Raw genomic sequence first — 25,444 nt, forward strand, 5'->3', positions numbered from 1 at the left:
TAAACTGCGGGGTCGCTCGGAAGGCGCACCCCGTCGTCGACGTCGAATTACTCTTAAGTCACAGCCCGACCGAAGGGGGACATGAGCTACGAGGCGGTGTTCTTCGACCTCGACAACACCCTGTACCCGTACGCCCCCTGCAACGAGGCGGGCAAGCGGGCCGCCCTCGCGGCGTTTCGCGACCGGGGGTACGAGATGGACCGCGAGACGTTCGACGAGCTGTACGCGGCCGGGCGCCGCGAGACGAAGCGGGAGACCCGCGGCACCGCAGCCTCCCACGACCGGCACATCTACTTCAAACGCGCACTGCGGCGCCACGCCGGGGAGCACGACGCCGCCGACGCGCTGGCGCTCGGCGACGCGTACTGGGAGGGATACGCGAGCGAGATGGAGCTGTGCGACGGGGTCGAGCGCGTCTTCGACGCCCTCGCCGAAGCGGGAACGGAGATCGCGGTCGTGACCAACCTCACCACGCGCGTCCAGCTGCAGAAGCTCTCTCGGCTCGCGATCGACGACCGGATCGACCGGCTCGTCGCCTCCGAGGAGGTCGGCCGCGAGAAGCCGAGCGCGATCCCCTTCACGACCGCGCTCGCGGCGTTCGACCGACGGCCGAGCGAGGCGCTCATGGTCGGCGACAACGTCGACGCCGACGTGGTCGGCGCGAACGCGGTCGGGATGGACACGGCGCTGTTCGTCGCCGACGGCGACGCGCCCCCCGTCGAATCGCTCGACGGCGACCGGCGTCCGGACCACCGGCTCGACGCGTTCGCCGACCTGACGGAGGTGGCGGCGTGAGCCGAGACGACGCCGGCGGAGATTCCGAGGCCAACCCCGACCTCCTGCGCGACGCGCGCGAGGCGGTCGTGGAGTACGCGCCGGCGCTGGCCGACCTCACTCCGGGTCGGACCGGGAACCTGAGCGTCCGCGACGGCGATCGGGTCGCGGTGACGCCCACCGGCGTCCCGTACGACTCCTTCGACGCGGTCGACGTGCCGGTGGTCTCGTTGGACGGCGACCGGCTGGCGGGCCGGATGGCGCCGTCGAGCGAGGTGCCGATGCACACGGGGATCTACAAGCACGACCGGCCGGGCGCGATCGTCCACACCCACTCGCCGTGGGCGACGACGATGGCGACGCTCCACCGGAAGCTCCCCCCCGTCCACTACATGATCGCCGCCGTCGGGCGGGAGGTGCCGCTGGCCGACTACGCGCCGTACGGCACCGCAGAGCTGGCCGCGAACGTGGTGGCCGCGATGGCCGAGGCGAATTCCGACGCCGCGATCCTCGCGAACCACGGGCTCGTCGTCACCGGTCCCGACGTCGAGACGGCGGTCGAGAACACCCACCACGTCGAGGACCTCTGCCGGCTCTACCTCCGGGCGTCGGCGGTGGGCGAGCCGCACGTCCTCTCCGACGAGCAGATGGCGACCGTCGAGGAGCGGTTCGAGAGCTACGGCCAACAGCCGGACGACGGCTCGTAGCGGGGGACGGCGGTCGAACGCCGCCGACCCGTAGCGGGGGACGGCGACCGGACGCCGGCGACTCTCGACCCGACCGCCTCCCGCCCGGTTTTATAAATACCGCGGCGGCTACTGGATCGGTATGACCGACACAGAGCCGGCGGCCCCGGTCCGGGAGACCGCCGAATCGATCGCGACGATGGAGATCCGCGGCGCGGCGACCATCGCCTCCGCGGCCGCGGAGGCGCTCGCCGAGCAGGCCGAGGCCGCGGCCGCGTCGGGAGAGACCGCGAGCGACCCCGCCGCCTTCCGGGCGTCGCTGCGCGCCGCGGGGCGGACCCTCCGCGAGACCCGGCCGACCGCCGTGTCCCTGCCGAACGCCCTCCGCTACGTCCTCCAGCGCATGGAGGGGGAGACGGTCGACGAGCTGCGCCGCAGCGTCGTCGGCGCCAGCGACGCGTTCGTCCGCCAGCTCGACCGCGCGCAGGAGGACCTCGGGCGGGTCGGCGCGAACCGCCTCGCCGACGGCGACACCGTGATGACCCACTGCCACTCGACCGACGCGCTCGCCTGCATCGAGGCCGCCGTCGAGCAGGGGAAGTCGATCTCGGCGGTCGTCAAGGAGACCCGCCCGCGCCAGCAGGGCCACATCACCGCCGAGCAGCTCCGCGACGCCGGCGTCCCCGTCACGCTGATCGTCGACTCGGCGGCGCGGCGCTACCTCGACGAGGTCGATCACGTCGTCGTCGGCGCCGACTCGATCGCGGCGGACGGCGGCGTCATCAACAAGATCGGCACCTCGGGGCTCGCCGTCAACGCCCGCGAGCGCGGCGTCCCGATCATGACCGCCGCCCAGACGATCAAGCTCCACCCGGAGACGCTGACGGGCCACACCGTCGAGATCGAGATGCGGGACGAGAGCGAGGTGATCGACCCCGAGACCCGCGACGAGATCGGGGAGATCGACGTGCGGAACCCGGCGTTCGACGTGACGCCGCCGCGGTACATGGACGCGATCGTCACCGAGCAGGGCCAGTTCCCGCCCGAGAGCATCGTGACGCTGATGCGGGAGCTGTTCGGCGAGGGCGCCGCCGAGCCGTGGGCCGAGCCATGAGCGATGACGGCCCGGGGCGCGACGGGACCGACGACTGGGAGGAGGAGCTCGCGGAGTGGGACGAGGAGGTCTCCGAGTGGGAGGCCGGAGACGGCGGCTCCGACGGCGACGGAGACGGCACCGCGGCCGGGGACGACCCCGGACCCGACCGCGACCCCGTCGACGACGATCCCGACTTAGAGCCGGAGTCCTCGGGCCGCGTCCCGAAGGTGGTCTCGGCCGGTCACATCAACTGGGACGTGACGATCCACGTCGAGCGGCTGCCGGAGCCGGACGGCGAGACCCGGATCGACTTACTCGAGCAGTCCGGCGGCGGCAGCGCCGCGAACGTCGCGGTCGGGCTCGTGGGGCTCGGCGGCCAGTCGGTTGTCTTCGGGAGCGTCGGCGGCGACGAGTCGGGGGCGCTGGCGCTCCGCGAGCTGGCGAGCGCCGGCGTCGACCCCGGACAGGTCCTCGTCGACGCGGACGCGCCGACCTCGGTGAAGTACGCGATCGTCGACGGGAGCGGCGAGCTGCTCATGTTGGCCAACGACGGCGCCAACGAGTCGTTCACCGCGGCCGAGCTCGACCGGAACACGCTCGCGGCGGCCGACCACCTCCACCTCACGGGCCAGCAGCCGGAGACCGCGGCCGCGCTCGCGACCGCGGCCGGCGAGGCCGGGACGACTCGGAGCTTCGACCCGGGACGCCGCGTGGGCGACCGCGAGTTCGAGGCCGCGCTCCACGCCGCGGACGTGCTCTTCCTGAACGCCCCGGAGGCCGACGCGATCGCCGACGCGACCGACATCGACCCGTGGGAGCCCGACGACCGCGTCGTCGCGATCAAGCTCGGCGAGGAGGGGGCGACGGTCCGGACACCCCACGGCGACGTGTCGCATCCCGGGTTCGACGTCGACGCCGTCGACACCGTCGGCGCCGGCGACGCGTTCGCGGCCGGCTTCCTCGGCGCCGCGCTCAGGGACCCCGAGATCACCGGCGGCGGGTTCTCGCACGACCCCCGTGACTACCAGGTGCCGCTGCTCGTCGCCAACGCCTGCGGCGGGATCGCGGCCGAGACGGTGACCGCCCGCGCCGACCTCTCGTGGGAGCGCGTCCGGTCGGTGATGGGGGAGTCGCCCGAGTCGGACCTGCTGATCGAGATCCGGGTGTGAGACGGCGCCGTGAATCTGGTTCTCCGGACGCGTTGTCGCACGATCGAGCCGATCGTTGAAGCGGGCCTTTTGATCGAGTTCGGGAGTGGGTATTGCAGATCGGTAGCGGCGAGACGGTATTTAAACAGCCAAGAGCGACGACGATCGCTTATAAATGACGACGCGGTGGCGCGCGCCTCCGAACGGCCGCCACCGGTGGCCGTGAGGAGCGCGTGCGAGGGAGTCGCTGGCGCCTTATAAGGCGCCAGCGACGAGGCTGGGGAGGCGTGAGGCTGCGGTTGCGGTGTGGGTGGGACTCAAAGGGGCAGCCGCGAGGGGAGCTTAGGCGACGCTAAGCACCGCAGAGAGCGAGTGAAACGAGCGACCGAGGAGCGCAGCGAGCGTAAGCTCCCCTCGCGGCTGGGGCTTTGGAGGCCTTCACCGCGGGCACATCGATCACTTATAAACACCTGTCAGCAACACCCAAATCCAACTTATAAACAACCGAACAGCCAATTTGCGAGACTCACTCCCGAAGTCGATCACGCTGCTGGGTCTGTACAGATCGGATTCGGGTCCGAACAAGTCACCTGGCGAGGAATCGATAGTATTTCGACGACCCCCGAACGCGACCGCGCTACCCGACGTAGTCGAACGCCGCCGCGACGTCGGCGGCGCCGAAGAAGACGAACCGGTAGCGACCCGGCTGCAGGTCGGGACAGACCCGGAGCCCGCCCGGCTGGTTCTCGTCGGCGACGAGCCCGGACTCGGTCAGCTCGAACTCCCACGCGACAGTCTCGCCCGGCCGGTGAGCGATCGCCTCGTCCGTGTAGCCGAACCGGTCGTCGTCGCCGCCGCGCACGTCCATCCACCCGTCCTCGGTGAGCACCTCGACGTTGTACTTCCCGTGGTTGCCGACGTATTCCTCGCGGGCGGAGACGTTGGTCAGCTCGATCCGCACGTCGTCGCCGCGCTCGAACGTCAGCGCCGCCGCGCGGTCGTCGCCGTCGTACGCGGGGTTCACGACGCGGAGCTCGAGGGGGCCGCTCCCGTCGCCGTCTTCCCCGGTACCGCCGCCCGATCCCCACGAGACGCCGTCGGAGTAGAAGCCCGGGTGGCGCTCGAAGGCGCCGTCCTCGCAGTCGAGCGGCGCTGGCACGGTTTGGGGATCCCCGTCGGGTCTGACGAATCCGTCGAGCCCGGCGGGATCCAGAATTCCCCCGTCGCCGGTCAGCTCCGCGGTCTCGTCCCAGCCGTTCGTCACCGAGAGCCGGAGCGCGTCCGGCAGCGGGTCGGCGGTGACCCGGAGCAGCGCGCCGGAGAAGGTGACCGCCTCGCCGCAGGCCTCGTCCTCCGCGGCGGTGTTCTCGACGGTCACGCTCGCGACGAGCGTCCCGTCCTCGACGGCGACGTCGTCGAACGCGATCCGGTCGTGGCAGGTGGTGGGTCCGACCGACTCGACGTACGCGAGCACGGACGACGAGAAGTCGGTCGCCTCGACGAACTCCCCCACCGCCGCGGGCGCGTCGTCGAACAGCCAGCGCGCCTCGTCCTCGTCGGTGAACAGGGTACAGAAGCCGCGTCGTGACTCGCGGTCCCACGCCGGCCCGGAGAGCGCGCCGCCGGCCTGCTGGACCGCCGTGTCGGTGAGTCCGTCGCCGCCGTCCTCGCCGTCTTCCCCGTCCCTGCCGTCCTCGCCGTCCTCGCCGTCGGCTCCGTCGCCGGTTCCGCCGTCGCTCCCGTCGTCGCCGTCCCCCGCGCCGGGCTCGACCTCGTCGGTACAGCCGGCGAGCGCGGCGACGCTTCCCGCCCCGATGCCGTATATCGCCGTTCGACGCGTGAGTTCGGTCATGACGGGCGTGGCTACGACGCCCCCACATAAGGGCTTCCTGTAGGCGCAAAGACCTCTCTGTGTAACGCCGGCGTCGGCTGCGGTCGAGCGCCCGCTCCGTCGAGGGTGGGAATCACCGCTCCGAGAACGACTCTCTGCGGCCGATCGAACCACCGTCTCGACGATCGTCGTCGATCCGTGAAAAACCGTGAGAGGACTCGATAAAGAATTAGGGCCGATATGAGGCCGTTTTAAAACGTCGGCGAGGGGGCGAGAAACGTGGTGAAATCGTCCGAACCCTCTGCGGGCTATATGTGGTCTCCAGTCGTAGGGAGAGGTGTCCATGTCAACCCCCGCTTCCACGCGCCTCGCGTCCGGCCGGCAGGTCGCCGGACTGATGACCGGCACGGTGAAGGCCGCCGCCTTCTGGGCGGCCATCGCCATCCCGACCGCCTACCCCGTGCTCCTCTACATGGGGCTCGAAGGCACCCCCGGTCTGCTGTTCGTCGGCCTGCTGTTCGCGAACGCCCTCGCGCTCGCGCTCGGCCACGACTACAAGCGCTGAGGCCGTCACGCTCCCCGAGTCCGCACGTATCGCAGCCGAGGCAATCGTCGCCCTCCTCTCTCCCGGATCTACCCGCCCCCACGGGCCGGTCTCGAAGCGCTTACCCACCGGCCGGTCCGACTGTGGGTATGACCGACGAGACGCACGTCGAGTGGCGCGACTGGGGCGCCGAGGCCTTCGCCGAGGCCGACGACCGGGACTGCCCGGTTCTGCTCTCGCTGTCCGCCACGTGGTGCGAGGGCTGTCACGAGATGGACGCGATCACCTACGCCGAGCCGCGGATCGCCGCCAACGTCAACGAGGGGTTCGTCCCGGTCCGCGTCGACGTCGACCGCCGCCCGCGGGTGCGCGAGCGATACAACATGGGCGGGTTCCCGACGACCGCCTTCCTCACCCCCGAGGGCGAGCTGCTCACCGGCGCGGGCTACCTCGACGTGGACGGGATGCGGCAGGTGCTCGAGTCCGTCCGCCAGATGTGGGCCGACAAGGGACGAGAGGCGGGTCGGATCCCGCGCGCGCTCGACGCCGACCTCCCGCCGAGCGGGGAGCTGACGGACGCGATCGAGAGCCACCTCGCCGGCCAGATCGAGGTGAAGTACGACGAGGAGTACGCGGGCTGGGGCTCCGACGCGAAGTTCCCGCTTCCCCGCACCGTCGAGTTCGCGCTGAAGCGCGACCGCGACCGCGCCCTCCGGACGCTCGACGCGGTGCGCGACCACCTCGCCGACGACGTGGCCGGCGGGTTCTTCCGGTTCGCGGGGACCCGCGACTGGGGCGACGTGGCCTATGAGAAGCCGATCGACACGAACGCGGCCGTCACCCGCGCGTTCGCGAACGCCTACCTCTACACGGGCGACGAGGCCTACCTGGAGCCCGCGACCGACGCGGTCGGCTTCCTGACCGACGACCTCTGGACCGGCTACGGCGTCGGCGGGAGCCTCGGGCCCGGGCTCGGCCGCGCCTACTACGCCGCGTCGGCCGCGGACCGCGCGGACCTCGACTCGCCCCGCCGCGACCTGACCGTCTTCGCGGGCGGGAACGCGCTCGCCGCCGACGCGCTGCTCGCGGTCGCCGCCTACACCGACCACGAGCGCACGCGGGAGTACGCCGAGCGGATCCTCGACGGGCTCGAGCGCGACCTGATCGACGCCGACACCGGCGAAGTGACGCACTACCGCGGGAGCGACGAGGTCGGCGAGTCGGACCTGCTCGCCGACGCCGCCCGCGTCGTGAGCGCGTACACCCGCGCCGCCGGCGTGCTCGGCGAGGGCGCGGAAATCGCCCGCGCCGTCGCGGACCGAGCCATCGATCGCCTCCGCGTCGACGGCTCCTTCGTCGACGGGCCGCGGTCGGGCGCGGGGCTGCTCGACCGTCCCTTCCGCCCGCTCGACGGCAACGTCGAGATGGCGGACGCACTGCTCGACCTGGCGGCGCTGACGGGCGAGGAGCGCTACGAGACGGTCGCCCGCGAGACGGCCGAGGCGTTCGCCGGCGCCACCGAGCGCCTGAGCGTGCAGGTCGCCGGGTACGGGAGCCTCGCGGGGCGGCTGCTCCGCGGCACCACCGTCGTCGCCGTCGGCGACGAGCCCGGCAGCGACCTCCACCGCGCCGCGTGGCGCGTCGCCGACCACGAGAAGGTCGTCGTCCCGAACGCACACCGGGAGGACGCGCCCGCCCCGCGGTCGGTGCCGGCGGGGTCGGCGGTCGTCCTCGCCGGGGACGCCGCCTCGGAGCCGGCGGAAACACCGGACGAGTTGATGACGCGCGTCGCCGAGACCGCCGAGTGACGAAGCGGATCCCGGAATCACCCGCGACGGCGGCGGCTCGGTTCGGCGCCGACACGATCCCGGCGACGCGAACGCGTTCGCCGACCACCGCCGGTTCGTGTAAACCTGCGACGCGTTTATACTGATCCCGCCGGATCGGTGGGTATGGCATCTCTCCGCGACCTCGGGCTGTCGGAGTACGAGGCCCGCGCGTACCGCGCGCTCTTACGCACCGGGCCGACGACGGCGAAGGACCTCTCGCGGGCCAGCGAGGTCCCGATGGGGCGGGTGTACGACGTGCTCAACAGCTTGGAACAGCACAACCTGGTCCGGAGTCAGGCGGCCAGCCGACCGAAGAAGTACGCGGCGGTGGAGCCCGACGCCGCGCTCGACCGGCTGTTAGAGGAGAAGAAGCGGGAGCTGGAGACGCAGGCGGAGCAGTACGAGGAGGTGGTCGATGACCTCTCGACGGAGCTCGACGCGGGCGAGCCCGTCGACGGGCAGTTCTGGACCGCGGCCGTCGGCGCGGAGGACGCGACCGACCTCCTCTTGGAGCGGATCGCGGCCGCCGAGCGCCGGATGGTCGTCGTCGCCGGCGCGCCCGCGACCGGCTTCGACCTCGGGACGGTCGGCGAACAGGTGACCGACGAGCTTGAGGCGGCGCTCGACCGAGGCGTCGAGATCCGCGTGTTGCTGTCGCCGGAGACCGTGGACGCGCTCCCGCGGAGCGTCGGCCGGCGGTACACCGCCGACCTCTCGGACATGGACGGGTTCGAGGTGCGCACGACGCCCGGGGTCGACGGGACCTTCTCCGTCTTCGACGGGATCGAGGTGTGCATCGAGGTGCCGCACCCGCTCTCCGGCGACGAGCCGTTCGCGATGATCGACGTGAAGGACGCGGAGTTCGCGGCGAGCGTGAGCGAGGAGTTCGAACCGCAGTGGGGGGAGGCGGAGCCGCTGACGTTCGGGTGAGGAAGAAGCGCTCGTGACCTCACCAAGAGGGGATAGCGATCACAGCCCGGTTAGTACAGGGACAGCGGCGATCGATCTCGGGAGTGGGTGTTGCAGATCGGTGGTGGTGATAGGGTATTTAAACAGCCGTGAGCGACGGTCATGATATCTTATAAATAGCGGTGCAGTGGCGCGTGCCTCCGAGGCCGTTTCGCGGCCGAGGAGCACGCGCGAGGGAGTCGCTGGCGGCCGAGCGAAGCGAAGGCCGCCAGCGACGAGGCTGGGGAGGTGTGAGGCTGCGGTGCTGTAGCGGGCGGGTGGGACTCAAAGGGGCAGTCGCTGTGGGCGGCGCAGGCGACGCGAGCACCGCAGCGAAGGAGCGAAGCGACTGAGCGAGGAGCGCGGCGAGCGTGCGCCGCCCACAGCGGCTGGGGCTTTGCAGACCCTCATCGTAGCGTCGTCGATCGCTTATAAACATCCGCTAGCGACACGCCAATCCGGCTTATAAACAATCTCTCCACCAACATGCGAGATTCACTCCCGAAACCGATCAAGAGCCGGTCTTCGGCGACGAACCGCTTCAGACGAGCGTCTGTCTGAACCGGAGGAATTCGACGGGGATAGCGACTCAGGACCGGTCAATCAGTGACGGCCGGACCGCGCCTACTTCGCGTTCAGTTCGTCCTGCAGGTCGGCCATCGTAACCTCTCGCTCGGCGTGGGCGTTGTGCTGGTGGATCGACTCGTCGTTCGACTGTTTCATGTAGATCACGGCGTCGTCCGGGAGGTGGTCGAACTCCTCGACGGCGCCCTCGGCGAGCGCGCGGACGCAGTCCTCGACGAACTTCGCGTCGGCGTGGGCCTCGTAGGTCATATGGTCCTCGTCGGGTCGCTTCGCCATGTTGTAGATCCGGGCGCTCATCGAGTCGCGGGCGACATCGATCAGGTCGCGGAGGTCGATGTCGGGGTGGCCGTCGGTGGTGACGGTGAGCGTCGCGTGGCCGCGCTGAGAGTGGCCCGGCTGGGGGACGGCGTCTAAGAACTCCTCGGTGGTCTCCTCGTCGACGCCCAGCTCGGCGAGCTTCTCGCGGGCGCGGGACTCGCTCATCCCCTGCGAGCAGGGACAGACGGTCATCCCCGTCACCTCGGCGCCGATCTCCTCGCGGGTCCCCTCCTCGGTCGCGGTCGCGCTGGCGACGATCGTCGCCGTGCTCTGCGTCTCGATGCCCGACGCGGGCGTGTCCTCGCGGGTGACCAGCTCCGCCGACATCGACACCTCGGCGGTGGTGGTGTAGTCGTGCTTCTCCAAGAGCCGCTCGGCGGCGTCGCCGCAGACCTCCTCGACGCGGTACGCCTCCTCGCGGGTGATCTCCTCTAAGATCTCGTCGATCGTCGCGAGGTTCCGCGACATGTCGATCCCCTTGCGACCGCTGGGAAGGTCGACGAACACCTCGAACTCCGCCATGAGGACGATGGGGCGCTTGTCCCCTCGGGCGATCTTGACGAGCTTCTCGACGCCGGTGACGCCGACCTGCGAGAGCCCGACTGAGACGTCGGGCGCCGACGCCTGGACGTCCGGCAGCTGGTGACTCATTACGAACATGGTAGGCAGTCAAAGGATTAGCCCTTTCGAAAGGGGGAGTCGCGTCGGGTTGTCTCCGCTTCGGCGACCGTTCCGCCGCGAGCGTGGGACCAGTTCACGTCCGAGGACGTGTGACTGGCTCCCCCTCGACGGCGTGGTACCGGCTCCCGTCCGAGAGCCGTAACGCACCATTTATAACCGCGGCAGCGGAAGAACGCCCAAGACCATGCCGAGTTCCAATGGGCCCCAGAAGGCGACCCGCGACAAGCTCTCGAACAAACCCCGCGACCGCGGCACGTCGCCGCCGCAGCGAGCGATCCAGGAGTTCGACGAGGGGTCGCAGGTCCACCTCAAGATCGACCCGAGCGTCCAGAAGGGTCGCTTCCACCCCCGCTTCGACGGTCGCACGGGTACGGTGGTCGGCAAGCAGGGGTCCGCGTTCAAAGTCGAGATCCCGGACGGCGGCAAGACGAAGACGCTCATCGTCGCCGCCGCCCACATGAGCGCACAGCAGAACTGACACGCAATGACGATATTCAAAGAGAAGCTCGACGAGGAGTACGTCACCACCTCCGAGGCGAAGGAGATCCTCGTGGACATCGAAGCGGAGCGCGCGGAGGACGAGGACCGCGACCTGCGCTACGAGCTCGCCCGCGCGATCGAGCACGTCAACCGCTTCGCCCACCTCGACGCCGAGGAGTCGCGGGAGCTGGTCGAGGAGCTCACCGAGCTCGACCAGATCGACGTGCCCACCGCGGTGAAGATCGCGGACCTCCTGCCCGAGGACCGCACCGAGCTGCGCTCGGTGTTCGCGCAGGAGCGCTACTCGCTCGACGGCGACGAGCTCGACGACGTGCTCAACGTCGTCGCGAAGTACGCCTGACGCGTCGCCGACCGCTTTTCCGTCCGTTTCGTTCGCCGCCCGGAGCGACCGGACTCTCAGTCCCGCCGACGGGACCCCGGAACCCCTTTGACTCGGGACGACGACCCTACGGGTATGATCGACGAGACGGTCGCCGAGATCCGGGCGATGCGGACCCACAGCACGTCGGCGGTGGCCGTGAAGGCGACGCGGTCGCTCGCGGAGCTGCTCGACCGCGAGTACGTGACGGTCGACGAGTTCGAGCGCGACCTCGAACACAACGCGGGCGTGTTGCGGCGGTCGAACCCCTCTCACGCCGCGCTCCACAACGCGATGCGCGAGGTCGAGCGCTCGGTCGTCGGCGAGGCGACGAGCGTCGAGGACGGCAAACAGCGGCTCGAGGAGACCATCGACCGCGTCGCCGACGACATCGAGACGGCGAAGGGAGAGGCCGCCGCCAACGCGGCCGAGCGCATCGAGGACGGCGACACCCTGCTGGTCCACGACTACTCGACGACGGTGCTGGAGTCGATCGAGAACGCGGCCCGCGACGGCGCCCACCTCACGGTGTACGTCACGGAGGCGCGCCCCCGTACCCTCGGCCGGAAGACGGCCCGTGTGCTCGCCGGGATGGCGCGGGTCGACACCCGGATGGTGGTCGACAGCGCGATGGGGTACGCCCTCCGCGACTGCGACCGCGTCCTCCTCGGGATCACCTGCATGACCGGCGGCACGTACTACAACCGGGTCGGGACGTTCCCGCTGGTCGTCACGGCGCGCGAGCTCGGCGTACCGGTGACCGCGGTCGGCTCGGGCGCGAAGCAGATCGAGGAGTTCCGGTTCGAAAACGAGTTCCGCGACGCGGTCGAGGTGATGCGCGAGCCCGTCGAGGACGTGACGATCGAGAACCCGAGCTACGACGCGACCCCGATCGGCATGATCGACACCGTGATCACCGACGACGGGGTCGCGGAGTAGTCGGGGCGGCGGCGACCCCGCCGCCGTCGTCGAGACCGAGTAACCCGGCGGATCCGGGAACCGTCGTTTCAGCGATTGAGATCCGCCACAAGCGCTTTGTACGTGTGACGTGTTAGCGTACATAATGAGCGCGAGGCAGGGAACAGCGGGGGTGTTCCGGATTCAGGAGGCCGAGCCGACGGCGACGGCGGAGTGTACCACTCTCCCCTGTGACCTCGCCGCGATCGCGACCGAGCCCGGCGTCGTCACCGCGCTGGTCATCGCGGGTGTCGTCGCGTTCGTCGCGCTGGCGTACGTCCGCGACGCCAAGGCGGAGTGCCGAGGCGAGCGGCGGCGGGTCCTCGACGAGCGCGCCGCCTTCGAGGAGTTCGCGGACCGCGTCTCCGGGCTCGACCCCGCGCCCGCCTCGTCGACCGCGTCGTCGTTCGACGGGCCGACGGCCGCGGTCCGGACGGTCTCCCCGGTCGACGGCGGAGGCGGGGCCGGCGACGACGTCAGGCTCCGGCGCGTGCTCGCGGCGTACCGAGACACGGTGATGTCGCTGCCACACTACAGGGAGGAGTACGACGAGACGATCCCCGAGAGCCTCGCCGCCGAGCTGGGCCCCGACACGGCCACCGCGCTGGCCTCCAACGGCACCCTCTCGTCCGGGGCGCAGTCGGCGCTGGTGCGGCGGAGCCGGCGGGCGGCCGACGCCCGGTCGTCGCTGGCGGACGCGATCGACGCCGAGATCGACGCGCTCTCGGAGTACGAGTCGGACCTGTCCCGCGTCGACCGGCGCCGCCGGCGGCTCCTCGAACACCTCGACGGCGTGGAAGGAGACGGGACGGACGCCGCGATCGACGTCTGGCACCGCCTCGGCGAGCTCGAGTCCGAGTGCGACGAGGCGGCCGGCGAGCGCCAGCGCGCGCTCGACGACCCGCCGATGACCGTCGACGCCCCCGGGGACGACGCGGGTCGCCGGTCGTTCCACGAGTACCTGTACGGGCCGACAGAGGGGCCGCGCTATCCCGTGTTGGCCCAGATCGCGGAGATCGCCGGGCAGATCCGGACGGACCGCGACCGAGTCGCGAGCCGTGTCGCCGGCGGCGAGTGACCCGCGGAGCGACCCCCCCGATGCCTGACGACGGCGGGGGTGGGGACGCGGCCCACGCCAACGCCGGCTTCCGCCGGCTGTTCGGCGACGACGGGCTCACGTTCGGGCTCGGGTTCCCCCTGACCGGCGAGCGGCGCGGCACGCCGGACCCCGCCGAGGAGATCCGGCTTGCGGAGCGCGCCGAGGCGCTCGGGTTCGACGGGCTCTGGGCGCGGGACGTGCCGACCTACTGGCCGAAGTTCGGCGACGCCGGCGGCGCGTTCGACCCGTGGGCGCTGCTCTCGCACGCGGCCGCACGCACCGACGAGGTCGCGCTCGGCACGGCGAGCGTCGTCCTCCCGCTCCGCCACCCGATCCACCTCGCGAAGTCCGCCGCGACCGTCGACCGGCTCTCCGACGGCCGGGTCGTACTGGGGGTCGCCTCCGGCGACCGCGACCCCGAGTACCCGGCGTTCGGCGTCGACCCCGAGCGGCGCGGGGAGATGGTCCGGAACCGGATCGCGGCGATGCGCGCGTGCTGGCGCGAGTCGTTTCCCGAGGTCGACGGCGAGTGGGGCGAGCTCGACGGGGAGCTCGACGTGCTCCCGAAGCCGACGACGGAGACGCTCCCGGTGCTGCCGACGGGCAACGCGCGGCAGTCGACCGAGTGGATCGCGGAGCACGGCGACGGCTGGCTGTTCTACCACCTCCCGGACGAGACCCTCCGGAGCTACGTCGCCGAGTGGCGCGAGCTGGCGGGCGCGAAGCCGTTCGCCATCGCCGTCGGCGTCGAGTTCGCCGACGACCCGACCGCCGAGCCAGAACACCTCCACCTCGGCTACCGCGCCGGCGCCGAGTGGTTCCGCGAGTACTTCCGTCGGCTCGACGAGTTCGGCGTCGACCACGTCGTCGTCGGCCTGCGCGGCGACGACCCGGAGGGGGCGATGGAGACGTTCGCGGATGAGGTGATGGGAGCGGTCAGCGGCGGAGACGGCGGAGGCGGCGGGTAGGCGCCGCGACGGGGGACGCGGCGTCGTTCAGTAACCGGTTCCGAGGTAGGTGTGGACGGCGTCGCCCGACTCGAGCTCGTCGACGAAGGCGATCGCGAAGTCCTCCATCGAGATGTAGCTGTCGCCGTCCTCGTCGGCGACGAGCTCCCCCTCGGCGGTCCGGTACTCGCCGGTCCGCTCGCCAGGTTCGATGAGCGCGGCGGGCGCGACGTAGGACCACCGGATGTCGTCCGCCTCCCGGAACACCTCGAAGGCGTCGATGGCGGCTCGGGCGACCGGCTCCCACTCGTCCGGGAACTCCTCGGTGTCGACGAGCCGCGTGCCCGGAGCGACCTCCAGCCCGCCGGCGCCGCCGGTCCAGACGAGGCGGTCGACGCCCGCCTCGCGCATGCCGCCGACGACCGCCTCCGCCATCGACACGAGGGCGTCGACGGTCTCGTCCTCGCTGGGGCCGAGCGCGGACGCGACCGCGTCACGGCCCGCGGCGAGGTCCGCGATCCGGTCGGCGTCGGTCGCGTCGCCGGCGACCGCCTCGAAGTCGGGGTCGTCGACGCCGTCGACCTCGCCGCTCCGGGAGACGCCGGTGACCGCGTGGCCGCGGTCGAGGAGCTCGTTCGCGATCCGGTGACCGATTCGTCCGCTCGCACCGAGTAGGAGTACGTCCATTGTTGGAGTGGTGTGGTGGGTCGCCTGTCGACGCGAAACGAGAGACCGTAACTCGATCGCGCGTTCGCGTCGGTCTTGGCCCGTGAGCCACATATACGTTAGCGGACGGCGACCCGATCAGGTCACACCGATGTCACCGGGCGGTCACGTGATCCCCGTCAGTCGTATCCAGACCCCGAGCCCGACACCGAAGACGAGGTGGTACGCGTGCGAAGGTGTACCGAACCGCAATAGCTAGTTCCGTGGGAGCGCATCGCCCCGTATGAGAACGGAACGACGGACGGTGATCGCCGTCTCGGTCGGCCTGCTCACGGCGGGGTGTACCGGACTGAACGACGGCGGCTCGGACGGCGACGCGCCTCCGACGGGTCCCGGACCGGACACGCCGCAGTGCGACCCCGACGACGTCGCTCGCCCGCCCGTGGCGACGGGGACGAACATCGAGGGGCGCGAGTACCCGCGCAAACCGGAGACGCTGACGGAGCAGTCGATCATGGAGTACTTGGACGACTTCGAGACGTCGTTCGCCTGGAACCGGATCCTGCAGTCGGCGGAGGGCGTGACGAGCGTCAACGTCGACAACCTGAACGGGTTCACCCCGGACGAGACGGGCGACGGCTTCCTCGCCTCCAGCGGGATCCGCGCCTCCTACAGCACGGAAGCCGGGGCGACCGACGAACGGGAGTACATCGCGAACTACTTCGTCGCTCCCGGGGCGGTGTACCGGCACGAGTCGACCGGCGACCCGACGGCGCCGGAACCGCGAGACGAGGAGACGGCGCTCGTGCAGTGCGGGACCGACGACTGAGCGAATCACGGTCAGTTTATGGTCGTCGCCGAGTTACTCCCCCTGTGGTGGCCATGACGATCCGTTACCCCCTCTGAGCCCCTTGTGACGATCAGTTCCCACCGAGCCACCACGTTCACGCCGCCGAGCGGCGGCGCTCTCGGTTTCCTCTCACGCAGTTTCGTCACCCTCAGCCTCCTCGTTCGCAGTCCCGTCGCTCGCGTCCTCGTCAGTGATCCACAACCGCGGTGAAAGTGGTTCGAACACTGATATTCCCGTCGCTGTCTTGCGGTTTCGACGAGAAACGAGCGGGTCGGGCGTTCAGTACGACGCGGCGCGCTTGTCGAGGCCGGCGGCCTCGATGTCCTCGCCGCCGACGGAGGTCCGGAGGGAGTCCATCCCGTCGTCGCGGTCGATGTCGAAGTTGCGCGCGTACAGCTCCTCGACGCGGTCGTACTCGGCGTCCGAGAGCGGCGGCACGTCGCTCGCGGCGCTCCACGCCGCGATGTCGTCGCCGTCGCGGAACGTCGGCGTCACGGAGGCGACCTCGTCGTGCGCGAGCAGCCAGCGGATCGCCGCCTGCGCCATCGTGCGAGTCCCCTCCGCGTGGTCGGGTTCTTCGAGGAAGCGGATCGCCTCGACCTTCTCCCAGCCGGTCTCGTACCACTCCTTGGGGCGGTGCGAGCGGTGGTCGCCGTCTTCGAGGACGGTGTCGGGCGTCACCTGCTCGTTGAGCAGGCCGGAGGAGTGCGGGACGCGGGCGATCACGGAGGTGTCCGAGTCGCTCTCGCGGATCGCGTCGACGAAGTGGCGCCCCGGCTGCTGCTCGAACAGGTTGAAGACGGTCTGGACCGCATCGAACTCCTCGTACTCGATGGCGGCGTCGCCCTCGGCGAGCCAGCCGATCGAGGGGCCGAGCGCCCAGCCGAGCGCGCGGACGCGCCCCGACTCCTTCCACTCGCGGAGGAGGTCCCGGACCTCGGGCGTCACGTCGTCGACGTTGGCGTTGTGGAGCTGGAGCAGGTCGACGTAGTCGGTGTCGAGCCGGTCGAGCGAGCGCTCGAACGCGGTCTCGAGGTACTCGCGGTCGAGCTCCTTCGGGAGCTCGCCGTGGCCGGCCTGCGGGTTGTTGTAGAAGTCGTAACCGATCTTCGTGGCGAGCGTCACCTCGTCGCGGCGGCCTTCGATCGCCTTCCCGATTATCTCCTCGCTGTCGCCGTGGCCGTACACGTCGCCGGTGTCGACGTAGGTGACGCCCGAATCGAGCGCGTCTTCGACCATTCCGACCGCCTGTTCGTCCGAGCGGTCGCCCCACCAGTCGGTGCCGACGACCCACGCGCCGAAGCCGATCTCCGAGACCTCGACGCCGGAGTTCCCGAGTTCGCGGTGCTGCATACCCCTCTTTCGGGATCGGGACACTTAGCGGGTGCGGTCTCCCTCACCGGGCGGGAGCGCGGAGCGGGTTTATACGACCGACCGCTCCCGGCCCGGCCGGCGACGACCGACCGCTCCCGGCCCGGTCGGCGTGGCGCGAACGTCGCACAACCGAATCCCTTTGGGGCACGGCGACGAACGGGCGGTGATGACAAAGCGACACGTGTCCCTGCCCGACGCCGCGGAGGCCGGGGTCCGAGGCTTCATCGACGAGGTGGACGAACGCCTTTCCTCGGACGAGGACACCTGTGAGGTCGTCCGAGACACGCTGATCGACCTCCACGGCGACCGCGAGCGCTGGGAGGCGTGGCAGGACGGCGAGTCGGTGTCGAAGGCGGAGCGCGTGCGCCTGCAGGGGTACGACCCGTGCAACGCCACGCTGGAGTCGGAGTACTACGCCGAGAAGGACGAGGACCGGTTCCAACGCTCCAAGCACCTCCAGTGGCTCTGGCGCCAGTTCGACGCCACGCCGATGGCCGACAACGTCGAGTTCGCGCTCCGGTTCCGCCAGATGCTCGGGAACCACCTGTTCGCCGAGTGCGGGGAGAACTGCCGATTTTTCAAGGGGATCTCCGTCACCTACGGCCACAACATCGAGGTCGGCGACAACGTCGTGATCCACGACGACGTGCACCTCGACGACCGCGGGAAGCTGACGATCGGCGACCGCGCGTCGATCTCCGACGGCGTCCACCTCTACAGCCACGACCACGACCTCGTCGACCAGACCGAGGTCCGGAACTTCCACACGGTCGTCGAGGACGACGCCCGCGTCACCTACGACGCCATGGTCCGGGCCGGCTGCCGGATCGGCGAGAACAGCGTCGTCGGCGCCCGGTCGGTCGTGCAGGGCGACGTGCCGGATCACCACGTCGTCGTCGGCTCGCCCGCCCGGAGCGTCCGCGTGAAACCGGGCTGGGAGGAGGTCGCCGACGAGCTGGAGGACGGCCGGCTCCCCGACCGACAGGACGAACGCGAGATCGAGTACGAGCTCCCCGAGGACCTCGATCGGTTCGACGAGTTCCAGCGCGACCTGCGGCCGCCGAACCCGCCGCAGTGAGTCCGTCGGAGACCCATGCTTAAGTCCCGGTCGCGCCCACGTCCGGTATGCACGTCGACCTCGGCAACGCCCTCGACACGACGCCGGGACTCACGGCGGAGACCTTAGAGCGCCTCGACGACCGAGTCGCGGACGCGCACGACCGGATCGCCGCCGGCATGGCGGACGACGAGTTCGGCTACGCCGCCCTGACCCTCCCGGAGACCGCCGATCCGGACGCGATCCGCGAAGCGACCGACCGGTTCGACCGCCCCGAGGCGGTCCTGACGGTCGGCATCGGCGGGAGCGCGCTCGGCGCGGCGACGCTCGCGAACGCCCTCGAGAGCGACGTGGACGCGTACTTCCTCGACAACGTCGACCCGGACGCGGTCCGATCGCTGCTCGACGACCTCCCGCTCGCGGAGACCGTCGTCAACGTCGTCTCGAAGTCGGGGACGACCGCGGAGACGCTCGCGAACTTCCTCGTCGTCCGCGAGACGATGGAGCGGGCGGGCGTCGACTGGACCGAGCGCACCCTCGTCACGACCGGGGAGGCGGGGAACCTCCGCGCGCTCGCCGACGCCCACGACCTGCCCGCGCTCGACGTGCCGGACGGGGTGCCGGGGCGCTTCTCCGCGCTCTCGACGGTCGGGCTCGCGGTGCCGGCGCTGCAGGGACACGACATCGAGGCGGTCCTCGCGGGCGGCCGCGACGGGATGGCGGACTTGTCGGGCTCGCTGTTCGAGACGCCCGCGTACGCCTACGGCGCGGCGACGTACGCGCTCGCGGAGCGCGGCGCGCTCACGAACGCCGTGATGCCGTACGCGGAGTCGCTGGAGACGTTCGCGGAGTGGTTCGCCCAGCTGTGGGCCGAGAGCCTCGGGAAGGACGGGCTCGGCCAGACCCCGGCGCGCGCGCTCGGCGCGACCGACCAGCACTCACAGCTCCAGCTGTACCGCGCCGGGCCGCCGGACAAGCTGGTCTCGCTGATCCGGCCGACCGAGCGCGCAGAGACGGCGATCCCGGAGACCGACCTCGATGGGCTGGCGTACCTCGGCGGCTCGTCGCTCGGCGACCTGCTCGACGCCGAGTTCGAGGCGACCGAGGCGAGCCTCGCGGCCGCCGACGTGCCGAACCTCCGCGTCGAAATCGACCGCGTCGACGAGCGCAGTCTCGGCGAGCTGCTGTACGGGATGGAGGCCGCCTGCGTGCTGTACGGCGAGCTCGCGAGCGTCTCGACGTTCACCCAGCCCGCGGTCGAGTGGGGGAAGAAGGCGGCCCGCGGGCTGCTCGGCGGCGGCGACTTCCCGGAGGCCGACGCGGTGGCGGACAAACGCGAGCTGCGGATCGACGGGTCCTGAGGCGGGTCCGGGTCCGGGTCCGGGGCCGGAGCGGTCGAGCCGTTCCCCTTCCGGTGCCGATAAACCGCAGCGAGCCGTATCGCCGTCGATGAGCGAGTCGCCCCCCGAGCCGGTGAACCGGGTCCTCCGCGTCGCCAGCGCCGCGTTCGCGGTCGTCTTCGCCCTCCTCGTCGCCAGCGCGGTGACCGAACCGGCGGCGCAGGCCGCCGTCTCGCTGGGGCTCGTCGGCGCGGAGACGACCGGACAGCAGGTGGTACGCACCCTGGTGCAGTTCGCCGGGTTCCTCGCCGCGGTCGTCGGCTACCTCGCGATCACCGACCAGTGGGGGCTCGTCAGGCTCTCGCGGCCGACGCTACGCGACGCCGGGCTCGTCGTCGGCGGGGGGATCGCCCTGTTCGCGTTCCAGTACGGCGCGCTGTTCGCGCTCGGACAGGTCGGGCTCACCACCGGCCAGAACCAGGCGGTCGTCCCCGCGGGCGACCCGGTGACGTACTACCTCGCCATGATCGCCGTGTCGCTGTTCGTGGTCGGACCGGTCGAGGAGGCGCTGTTCCGCGGCGCCGTGCAGGGCGGGCTCCGGCGCGCGTTCGACGCCGCCCCGGCGATCATGCTCGCGAGCCTCATGTTCGGGCTGGTCCACTACCCCTCCGTCTCCGGCACGCCGGGCCAGCGGTGGGCCTACGTCGCCGTCGTCGTCGTGCTCGGCGCGGTGCTCGGCGTCCTCTACGAGCGCACGGGGAACGTGTTGGTCCCCGGATTCGCTCACGGCGTGTACAACGCCGTCATCTACGTCGTGTTGCTCGCGCAGTCGCTTTAAAACGGAGTGAGAGACCCGAATAGCTCCGAAATCCTGGCCGCTCGGTTATAAATCGCTGACTGTGGACCGGCAGTGAACACCTCCAAAGCCCCAGTCGCGACGACTCGCGTGACTCGCTGCGGTCCTCACTCACTCGCTGCGCTCGTTCCTTGCGTCGTCAAGCGTGTCCTCGCGACTGCCCCTTTGAGTCCCACCCCCGCAACCGCACAGCACCTCACGCCTCCCCAACCTCGCGGCTCCCTTCGGTCGCCGCGTCCCTCGCGCGTGCTCTCGCCGGCGGCGTCGCCGCCGGCTGTCAGAGAGACCGAAGGTCTCTCCCTACTCGCGGCCGCCTTCGGCGGCACGCTCACAGGCACGCGCCACCGCGTCGGGACATTGGCGTTAATACGGCGCTTTTCCCCACCGCTGATCGTCGTACGTCGCCTGCTGGTCGCTGTCGAACCGCTCCTCGAACTTCCGTCTGAGCGCCGCCTTCTCAGTCGCCGAGATCCGCGCCAGCTCGTCGGCCTTCCCGACCGCCTCCGGCGGGCCGCGGGTGGTCGCCACGTCGGCGAGGACCTGCCGGGTGAGCCGGTCGCGGACCGCGTCGTCGCGGGCGAACGCGTAGGGCGTCTCCAGCTTGTACGTCACGTCGGTCCGGGGGTCGTACACGACCATGAACGTCGGCTCGTACAGCTCCGGGTCGAGCTCCCGGTCGATCCCGAGCGCGTCGCCGTCGGCGGCCATCGTCGCGTCGGCGCCGCCCCGGCTCCGGAACCACGTGGTGAAAGTGAGCTCGTCGTCGACGCGCTCGGTCCGACCGCTCCCCTCGCTCCGGCCGCCGCCCGCAGAGCCCTCGGCCTCGCGCCGCTCCAGGAGCCGGGTGAAAAGCGCCGTGTCGTCGGGCCACGGCGGCTCGATCCCCTTCCGGGCGAGCGCGCGGACGATCGTCCCGCTGGAGGGGTTCTTCACGAAGCCGGCCAGCGGCACGTCGCGCTCGACGAAGCGCTCGACGAGGCGGACGTACTTCTCGACCACCGCGCGCGGCTTCGCCTCGCGGGCGAGCGCGCCGAGTTCGGGGTTGCGGTCGTCCCACGTGAACAGCTCCTTCGGGTAGATCGGGCCGTCGAGGACGAGCAGGTCGTCGACCGCGTCGGCGTGGTCGAGGGCGTGCGTCCCCTCGGCGAGGTATAAGGCGAGCGCGTGGACGACGCCCTCGGCGTACCGGTTCACCCGCGGCGCGTGGAGCACGCGCTGGCGGGTGTGGCCGTCGTCGCGCTCGCGCCACTCGCCGTCGAAGCTCGCGGTCGAGTCGCCGGCGTGGACGGTCGCGACGATGGTCCGGTCGCGGTGGAGGTCCAGATCGCTCGGCGCGCTCGCCATCGCGGCGTGGGCCACGTCGACGACGAGGCCGTTCTTGAACGTGGTCGGGTTGATCGTGCCGGAGTCGAGCCCGTGGACCGTCTCGAACGGCCGGTCGGTGAGGGCCACGTCGTCGATGGGGGCCCGCCGGCGCTCGTGCTCGTCGACGGGCTCGATCACGACCCGCCCGTCGCGGCGGAGCTCGGGGAGCCAGTCGCGCCACACCCGCCCCGCGAGATCGTCGTGATCGGTCGTGTCCACGTCGCCAGCGATGCCGTACGCGAGCTGCGCGATGTTCTCGACGTGGATCGGATCGAGCGTCACGGGCGTACCGCGGCGCGGACCGATATAAAAGTCGTCGGCTCGGGAACCGGTTCGGGCCTCACTGATCCGACAATCGACCGGGAGCCGCCGGCTCCCGAGCCGAGGGCGACCCGACGAAAAACCGACCATGAACTCACGACAAACCGACGACGAGGGCCGGGCTCCGAGCGTCGGGCGAACATGTTCGACTCGCGTCGTACAACCAGCAAGGTAGCCAGGGTTTCTCCGGCGGATCGACGGCCGCACCGATCAGCGGGCGGAACCCGGCAACAGCAAATCAGATGTCGGTTTATGCGAGGTTCGCAGTATCAACGGTAATAGTTGGAGGCGACGTTCTTTTTACCGATACGACGTTCGACGTGTATGGCAGAGCCAGCGATTGGCGCGGAGACGGGGGAGACAGCACGCGGGGGTGCGGCCGGCTCGCGAGACGACACGGAGGGCGGCGGGATCGGGGCGACGGTTCGAGACGTGATCCGGTACATCCCGGACGGCACGTCGATGCCGGAGGAGATGTGGCACGGCCGCCACCGGAACATCCTCCTCATCGTCGTCGCGCAGGTCCCGTTCCTGATCGCGTTAGGGCTGTACGAGGGGACGGAGTCGCTCCTCACGGGCGCGGAGATCCCCGCGACGCCGACGTGGATGCTCGTCGCGTTCGTGACGATCATCCTCGCCACCGCGGCGCTGGCGATGTGGGCACCGATCGACCGCCGAAAGCGGACCGTCCTCGCCGCGTTCAGCGTGATGACGGTCTCGATGGCGCTCGTCAAGCTCTCCGGCGGCTACATCGAGGCGCACTTCCACTTCTTCGTGTTCGCCGGCGTGCTGGCGCTGTACGAGGACTGGCTCCCGTTCGGCGTCGGGGTCGCGTACGTGGCGGTCGGCCACGGGGCGTTCAGCCAGATCGACTCCAGTCTCGTGTACAACCACGCGGCGGCCATCGAGAACCCCGTCGTGTGGGGCGGTATCCACGCCGCCTTCGTCCTCGGGCTCGTGGGCGCGCTGATGGTCAACTGGTACTCCATCGAGAAGTCCCGCGAGGAGGCGCAGCGCCAGCTCGACCTCGTCGCCGAGCAGAAGGCGGAGATCCAGGACGTCGAGGCGGCGAAGGCCGAGGTCGAGGAGCGCCGCGAGGAGGTCGAACGGCTGAACGACCACCTCGAACGGAAGGCCGACGACTACAGCGCGACGATGGCCCTCGCGGCCGACGGCGACCTCACGGTCCGGCTGGACGCCGACAGCGAGAGCGAGGCCATGGAGCAGATCGGGAGCGCGTTCAACGAGATGATGGACGACATCGAGGCGACGATGCAGGACGTGCAGTCGTTCGCGGGCGAGGTGTCCGCGGCCAGCGAGAAGACGGTCGAGGGCGTCGACGCCGCCGAGGCGCGCAGCGAGGACGTCCGCGGGTCGATCGGGGAGATCGCCGAGGGCGCCGACGACCAGCGCGAGATGCTCGAACAGGTCTCCGGCGAGATGAACAACCTCTCGGCGACGATCGAGGAGGTCGCCTCCTCGACGGAGACGGTCGCCGACGCGGCCCAGCAGACCGCCGCCATCGCCGACGAGGGGCAGGAGACCGCCGACGAGGCGATCGACAGCGTCCGGGAGTCGCAGGACGCGATCGGCGAGACGGCCGAAAAGGTCCGGGTGCTCGACGAGCGGATGGAGGACATCGGCGAGATCGTCGACCTCATCGGCGACATCGCCGAGCAGACGAACCTGCTCGCGCTGAACGCGAACATCGAGGCGGCGCGGGCGGGCGGGAGCGGCGGCGGGAGCGACGGCTTCGCGGTCGTCGCCGACGAGGTAAAACAGCTGGCGGAGGAGACCCAGGAGGCGGCCCAGGAGATCGAGGAGCTCATCGCCGGCACGCAGGCGCAGACGCAGGCGACCGTCGAGGAGGTCCGGACCGCCGAATCGCACATGGAGGACGGTGCCGAGGCGGTCGAGGACGCCGGCGACGCGTTCGCCGAGGTGGCGGACAACGCCGGGGAGACCGACGACGGCATCCGCGAGATCAGCAAGGCGACCGACGATCAGGCCGCGAGCACGGAGGAGACGGTGTCGATGGTCGAGGAGGTCGCGGGGATCAGCCGGTCGACCGCCGACGAGGCCGACGCGGTCGGCGCCGCGGCCGACGAACAGCTCGCCGCGATGTCGCAGGCGACCGCCGAGGCCGGCTCGGTCGCCGAACAGGCCGAGCGGCTCCGCGCGCTGCTCCGGAAGTTCGACGTCGGCGGGGAGTCGGTCGACGATCCCTCCGCGTCGGGATCGCGCAACGTCGCGATGGGCGACGGCGGACAGGCGAACTGAGGCGAGACGGTCAACTGAGGCAGAAGACCAACTGAGGCGCAGGCGGACGAACGAGACGACTGCCCGCGGCGCTGCTCTCCCTTTTGCCCCGCGGCGCTACTCCCCGTTTCCGGTCGCGTCGAGTGCGGGTTCGACGACCGCTTCGAACACCGGGAGCGCCCGCTTCACCTGCGCGCCGTCCTCGACGAACACCAGCGTCCGCGGCGGGCGGACCGCCTTCGGTCTCACGCGGAGGCCGACCTCGTCGGCCGCGTCGGCGGCGGCTTCCGGGCGGACAGGCTGTTCGACCGCGTTCCCCTCTCCGCCGGCACCCGCGACGAACTCGATCCGAACGCGGTCGGGCTGGACGTACACCTCTGCGACGGTGAGGGCGTCGGCCTCCGCGTCGTCCCCCGCACCGCCCTCCCCGGCGCGAACGATCCGGTACGCGAGCGCGCCGTCCGGGGTCGGCTCGACGTCGGGGTCGGCGTCGGCCAGCGCGAGGTCCCGCAGGCGCCCCTCGTTGCCGGAGATCTCCGACGCGAGCAGCTGACCGATCCGGACCCCGTCCGTCAGGCGGTCCGCGACCATCACTCCGCCCCCGCGGCGGCCAGTTCCTTCCGAACGTCGGCCGCGAGCTGGTCAACCGCGGCGCCGTGCTCCTTCGCGAACAGGACCGCGGCGGCCTCGATGCTGATCGCGAGGGCGCGCTGCCGCTCGTTGATGCCGGCGACCGCGCGCTGTTTCTCCACCCCGGCGGCGACGATCGCGTCGAGCGCCGTCTCGAAGGTGGACTGCTCGCGGAGGATCGACTCGTCGGGCGTGAATCCCTCCGGCACGGTCACGTCGGCGGGGTCGAAGCGCGCGCGGAGGTCGCCGTCCTCCTCGGCGACCAGCCCGCGCCCGACCGCGACGTCGACGAGCCGCTTTGCCTGGTCCGGAGAGAACCACTCCCGATCGAGCGACAGCGCGACGACGAACTCGCCCTCGCCCAACCGCTCCGTCGCTCGCTGCTTGAAGGGCACGGCGACGGCGACCTCGAGACTCATGTACG

General features: G+C 70.7%; 24 protein-coding genes. 17 read left to right on the plus strand and 7 right to left on the minus strand.

Annotated elements, in window-relative coordinates:
* The first annotated feature begins 81 nt into the window (after positions 1 to 81).
* The 4 genes from CK500_RS12590 to CK500_RS12605 all read left to right on the plus strand — a co-directional run bounded on the left by CK500_RS12590 (position 82) and on the right by CK500_RS12605 (position 3,725).
* Entirely contained in the window at positions 82 to 795 is a 714-nt protein-coding gene (locus CK500_RS12590) for an HAD family hydrolase (RefSeq protein WP_095637566.1), read from the plus strand.
* The gene (locus CK500_RS12595) at positions 792 to 1,481 is read left to right on the plus strand and encodes a class II aldolase/adducin family protein (RefSeq protein ID WP_095637567.1); all 690 of its coding nucleotides are present in this window, start codon (positions 792 to 794) and stop codon (positions 1,479 to 1,481) included. The genes CK500_RS12590 and CK500_RS12595 overlap by 4 nt, the downstream gene beginning before the upstream one ends.
* Before the next feature lie 121 nt (positions 1,482 to 1,602).
* On the plus strand, positions 1,603 to 2,574 hold the full coding sequence (locus CK500_RS12600; protein WP_095637568.1) for a ribose 1,5-bisphosphate isomerase: 972 nt from the start codon (positions 1,603 to 1,605) through the stop codon (positions 2,572 to 2,574).
* Positions 2,571 to 3,725 carry a carbohydrate kinase family protein gene (locus CK500_RS12605; protein ID WP_095637569.1) on the plus strand — a complete coding sequence of 385 codons (1,155 nt, stop codon included), beginning with the start codon at positions 2,571 to 2,573 and terminating at the stop codon, positions 3,723 to 3,725. Before CK500_RS12600 ends, CK500_RS12605 begins: the two co-directional genes overlap by 4 nt.
* A gap of 616 nt (positions 3,726 to 4,341) precedes the next feature.
* Here CK500_RS12605 and CK500_RS12610 read toward each other — a convergent pair.
* The gene (locus CK500_RS12610) at positions 4,342 to 5,556 is read right to left on the minus strand and encodes a hypothetical protein (RefSeq protein WP_095637570.1); all 1,215 of its coding nucleotides are present in this window, start codon (positions 5,554 to 5,556) and stop codon (positions 4,342 to 4,344) included.
* 322 nt (positions 5,557 to 5,878) lie between these two features.
* Between CK500_RS12610 and CK500_RS12615 the strand changes: the two genes are divergently transcribed.
* The 3 genes from CK500_RS12615 (at position 5,879) to CK500_RS12625 (ending at position 8,838) form a co-directional block, all read left to right on the plus strand.
* Positions 5,879 to 6,100 carry a hypothetical protein gene (locus CK500_RS12615; protein ID WP_095637571.1) on the plus strand — a complete coding sequence of 74 codons (222 nt, stop codon included), beginning with the start codon at positions 5,879 to 5,881 and terminating at the stop codon, positions 6,098 to 6,100.
* Between the two features lie 128 nt (positions 6,101 to 6,228).
* On the plus strand, positions 6,229 to 7,887 hold the full coding sequence (locus CK500_RS12620) for a DUF255 domain-containing protein (RefSeq protein WP_095637572.1): 1,659 nt from the start codon (positions 6,229 to 6,231) through the stop codon (positions 7,885 to 7,887).
* Between the two features lie 144 nt (positions 7,888 to 8,031).
* Positions 8,032 to 8,838, plus strand: coding sequence for a TrmB family transcriptional regulator (locus tag CK500_RS12625; RefSeq protein WP_095637573.1), 807 nt, complete (start codon positions 8,032 to 8,034; stop codon positions 8,836 to 8,838).
* A gap of 642 nt (positions 8,839 to 9,480) precedes the next feature.
* Here the strand turns inward: CK500_RS12625 and mptA are convergent.
* A complete protein-coding gene (gene mptA, locus CK500_RS12630; protein ID WP_095637574.1) occupies positions 9,481 to 10,410 on the minus strand; it encodes a GTP cyclohydrolase MptA in 930 nt (309 codons plus the stop codon).
* A gap of 214 nt (positions 10,411 to 10,624) precedes the next feature.
* On the opposite strand from mptA, the gene CK500_RS12635 reads away from it, so the two are divergent.
* The 5 genes from CK500_RS12635 (at position 10,625) to CK500_RS12655 (ending at position 14,323) form a co-directional block, all read left to right on the plus strand.
* A complete protein-coding gene (locus CK500_RS12635) occupies positions 10,625 to 10,918 on the plus strand; it encodes a 50S ribosomal protein L21e (protein WP_095637575.1) in 294 nt (97 codons plus the stop codon).
* A 6-nt stretch (positions 10,919 to 10,924) separates the two neighbouring features.
* Complete coding sequence (locus tag CK500_RS12640) at positions 10,925 to 11,281, plus strand: RNA polymerase Rpb4 family protein (protein WP_095637576.1); 357 nt, start codon at positions 10,925 to 10,927, stop codon at positions 11,279 to 11,281.
* A gap of 114 nt (positions 11,282 to 11,395) precedes the next feature.
* Positions 11,396 to 12,238: a translation initiation factor eIF-2B gene (locus tag CK500_RS12645; RefSeq protein WP_095637577.1), complete on the plus strand. Its 843-nt coding sequence runs from the start codon at positions 11,396 to 11,398 to the stop codon at positions 12,236 to 12,238.
* Positions 12,239 to 12,362: 124 nt separating this feature from the next.
* Positions 12,363 to 13,334, plus strand: a complete 972-nt coding sequence (locus tag CK500_RS12650) for a DUF7260 family protein (protein WP_095637578.1) — start codon at positions 12,363 to 12,365, stop codon at positions 13,332 to 13,334.
* 20 nt (positions 13,335 to 13,354) lie between these two features.
* On the plus strand, positions 13,355 to 14,323 hold the full coding sequence (locus CK500_RS12655) for an LLM class oxidoreductase (RefSeq protein ID WP_095637579.1): 969 nt from the start codon (positions 13,355 to 13,357) through the stop codon (positions 14,321 to 14,323).
* Between the two features lie 27 nt (positions 14,324 to 14,350).
* On the opposite strand, the gene CK500_RS12660 is transcribed toward CK500_RS12655, so the two are convergent.
* The gene (locus CK500_RS12660; RefSeq protein WP_095637580.1) at positions 14,351 to 14,989 is read right to left on the minus strand and encodes an NAD(P)-dependent oxidoreductase; all 639 of its coding nucleotides are present in this window, start codon (positions 14,987 to 14,989) and stop codon (positions 14,351 to 14,353) included.
* 262 nt (positions 14,990 to 15,251) lie between these two features.
* On the opposite strand from CK500_RS12660, the gene CK500_RS12665 reads away from it, so the two are divergent.
* Complete coding sequence (locus tag CK500_RS12665) at positions 15,252 to 15,797, plus strand: hypothetical protein (protein ID WP_095637581.1); 546 nt, start codon at positions 15,252 to 15,254, stop codon at positions 15,795 to 15,797.
* A gap of 300 nt (positions 15,798 to 16,097) precedes the next feature.
* On the opposite strand, the gene CK500_RS12670 is transcribed toward CK500_RS12665, so the two are convergent.
* Positions 16,098 to 17,171, minus strand: coding sequence for an aldo/keto reductase (locus tag CK500_RS12670; protein WP_095637582.1), 1,074 nt, complete (start codon positions 17,169 to 17,171; stop codon positions 16,098 to 16,100).
* A gap of 187 nt (positions 17,172 to 17,358) precedes the next feature.
* On the opposite strand from CK500_RS12670, the gene CK500_RS12675 reads away from it, so the two are divergent.
* From CK500_RS12675 to CK500_RS12685, 3 genes are all read left to right on the plus strand, one after another.
* A complete protein-coding gene (locus tag CK500_RS12675; RefSeq protein WP_095637583.1) occupies positions 17,359 to 18,270 on the plus strand; it encodes an acyltransferase in 912 nt (303 codons plus the stop codon).
* A 47-nt stretch (positions 18,271 to 18,317) separates the two neighbouring features.
* Positions 18,318 to 19,610, plus strand: a complete 1,293-nt coding sequence (locus CK500_RS12680) for a glucose-6-phosphate isomerase (protein WP_095637584.1) — start codon at positions 18,318 to 18,320, stop codon at positions 19,608 to 19,610.
* A gap of 88 nt (positions 19,611 to 19,698) precedes the next feature.
* Positions 19,699 to 20,427, plus strand: a complete 729-nt coding sequence (locus CK500_RS12685) for a CPBP family intramembrane glutamic endopeptidase (protein WP_095637585.1) — start codon at positions 19,699 to 19,701, stop codon at positions 20,425 to 20,427.
* Positions 20,428 to 20,808: 381 nt separating this feature from the next.
* Here CK500_RS12685 and CK500_RS12690 read toward each other — a convergent pair whose 3' ends face one another.
* A complete protein-coding gene (locus tag CK500_RS12690; protein ID WP_095637586.1) occupies positions 20,809 to 22,092 on the minus strand; it encodes a DNA double-strand break repair nuclease NurA in 1,284 nt (427 codons plus the stop codon).
* A gap of 501 nt (positions 22,093 to 22,593) precedes the next feature.
* On the opposite strand from CK500_RS12690, the gene CK500_RS12695 reads away from it, so the two are divergent.
* Positions 22,594 to 24,411 (plus strand): methyl-accepting chemotaxis protein, encoded by a 1,818-nt coding sequence (locus tag CK500_RS12695; RefSeq protein WP_269843958.1) that lies wholly within the window; start codon positions 22,594 to 22,596, stop codon positions 24,409 to 24,411.
* 96 nt (positions 24,412 to 24,507) lie between these two features.
* On the opposite strand, the gene CK500_RS12700 is transcribed toward CK500_RS12695, so the two are convergent.
* The gene (locus CK500_RS12700; RefSeq protein WP_095637588.1) at positions 24,508 to 24,981 is read right to left on the minus strand and encodes a hypothetical protein; all 474 of its coding nucleotides are present in this window, start codon (positions 24,979 to 24,981) and stop codon (positions 24,508 to 24,510) included.
* Positions 24,981 to 25,439, minus strand: coding sequence for a DUF2240 family protein (locus tag CK500_RS12705; protein ID WP_095637589.1), 459 nt, complete (start codon positions 25,437 to 25,439; stop codon positions 24,981 to 24,983). The genes CK500_RS12700 and CK500_RS12705 overlap by 1 nt, the downstream gene beginning before the upstream one ends.
* Positions 25,440 to 25,444 lie beyond the last annotated feature (5 nt).

The organism is Halorubrum salipaludis, assembly GCF_002286985.1.
In the GTDB taxonomy this organism is placed as follows: domain Archaea; phylum Halobacteriota; class Halobacteria; order Halobacteriales; family Haloferacaceae; genus Halorubrum; species Halorubrum salipaludis.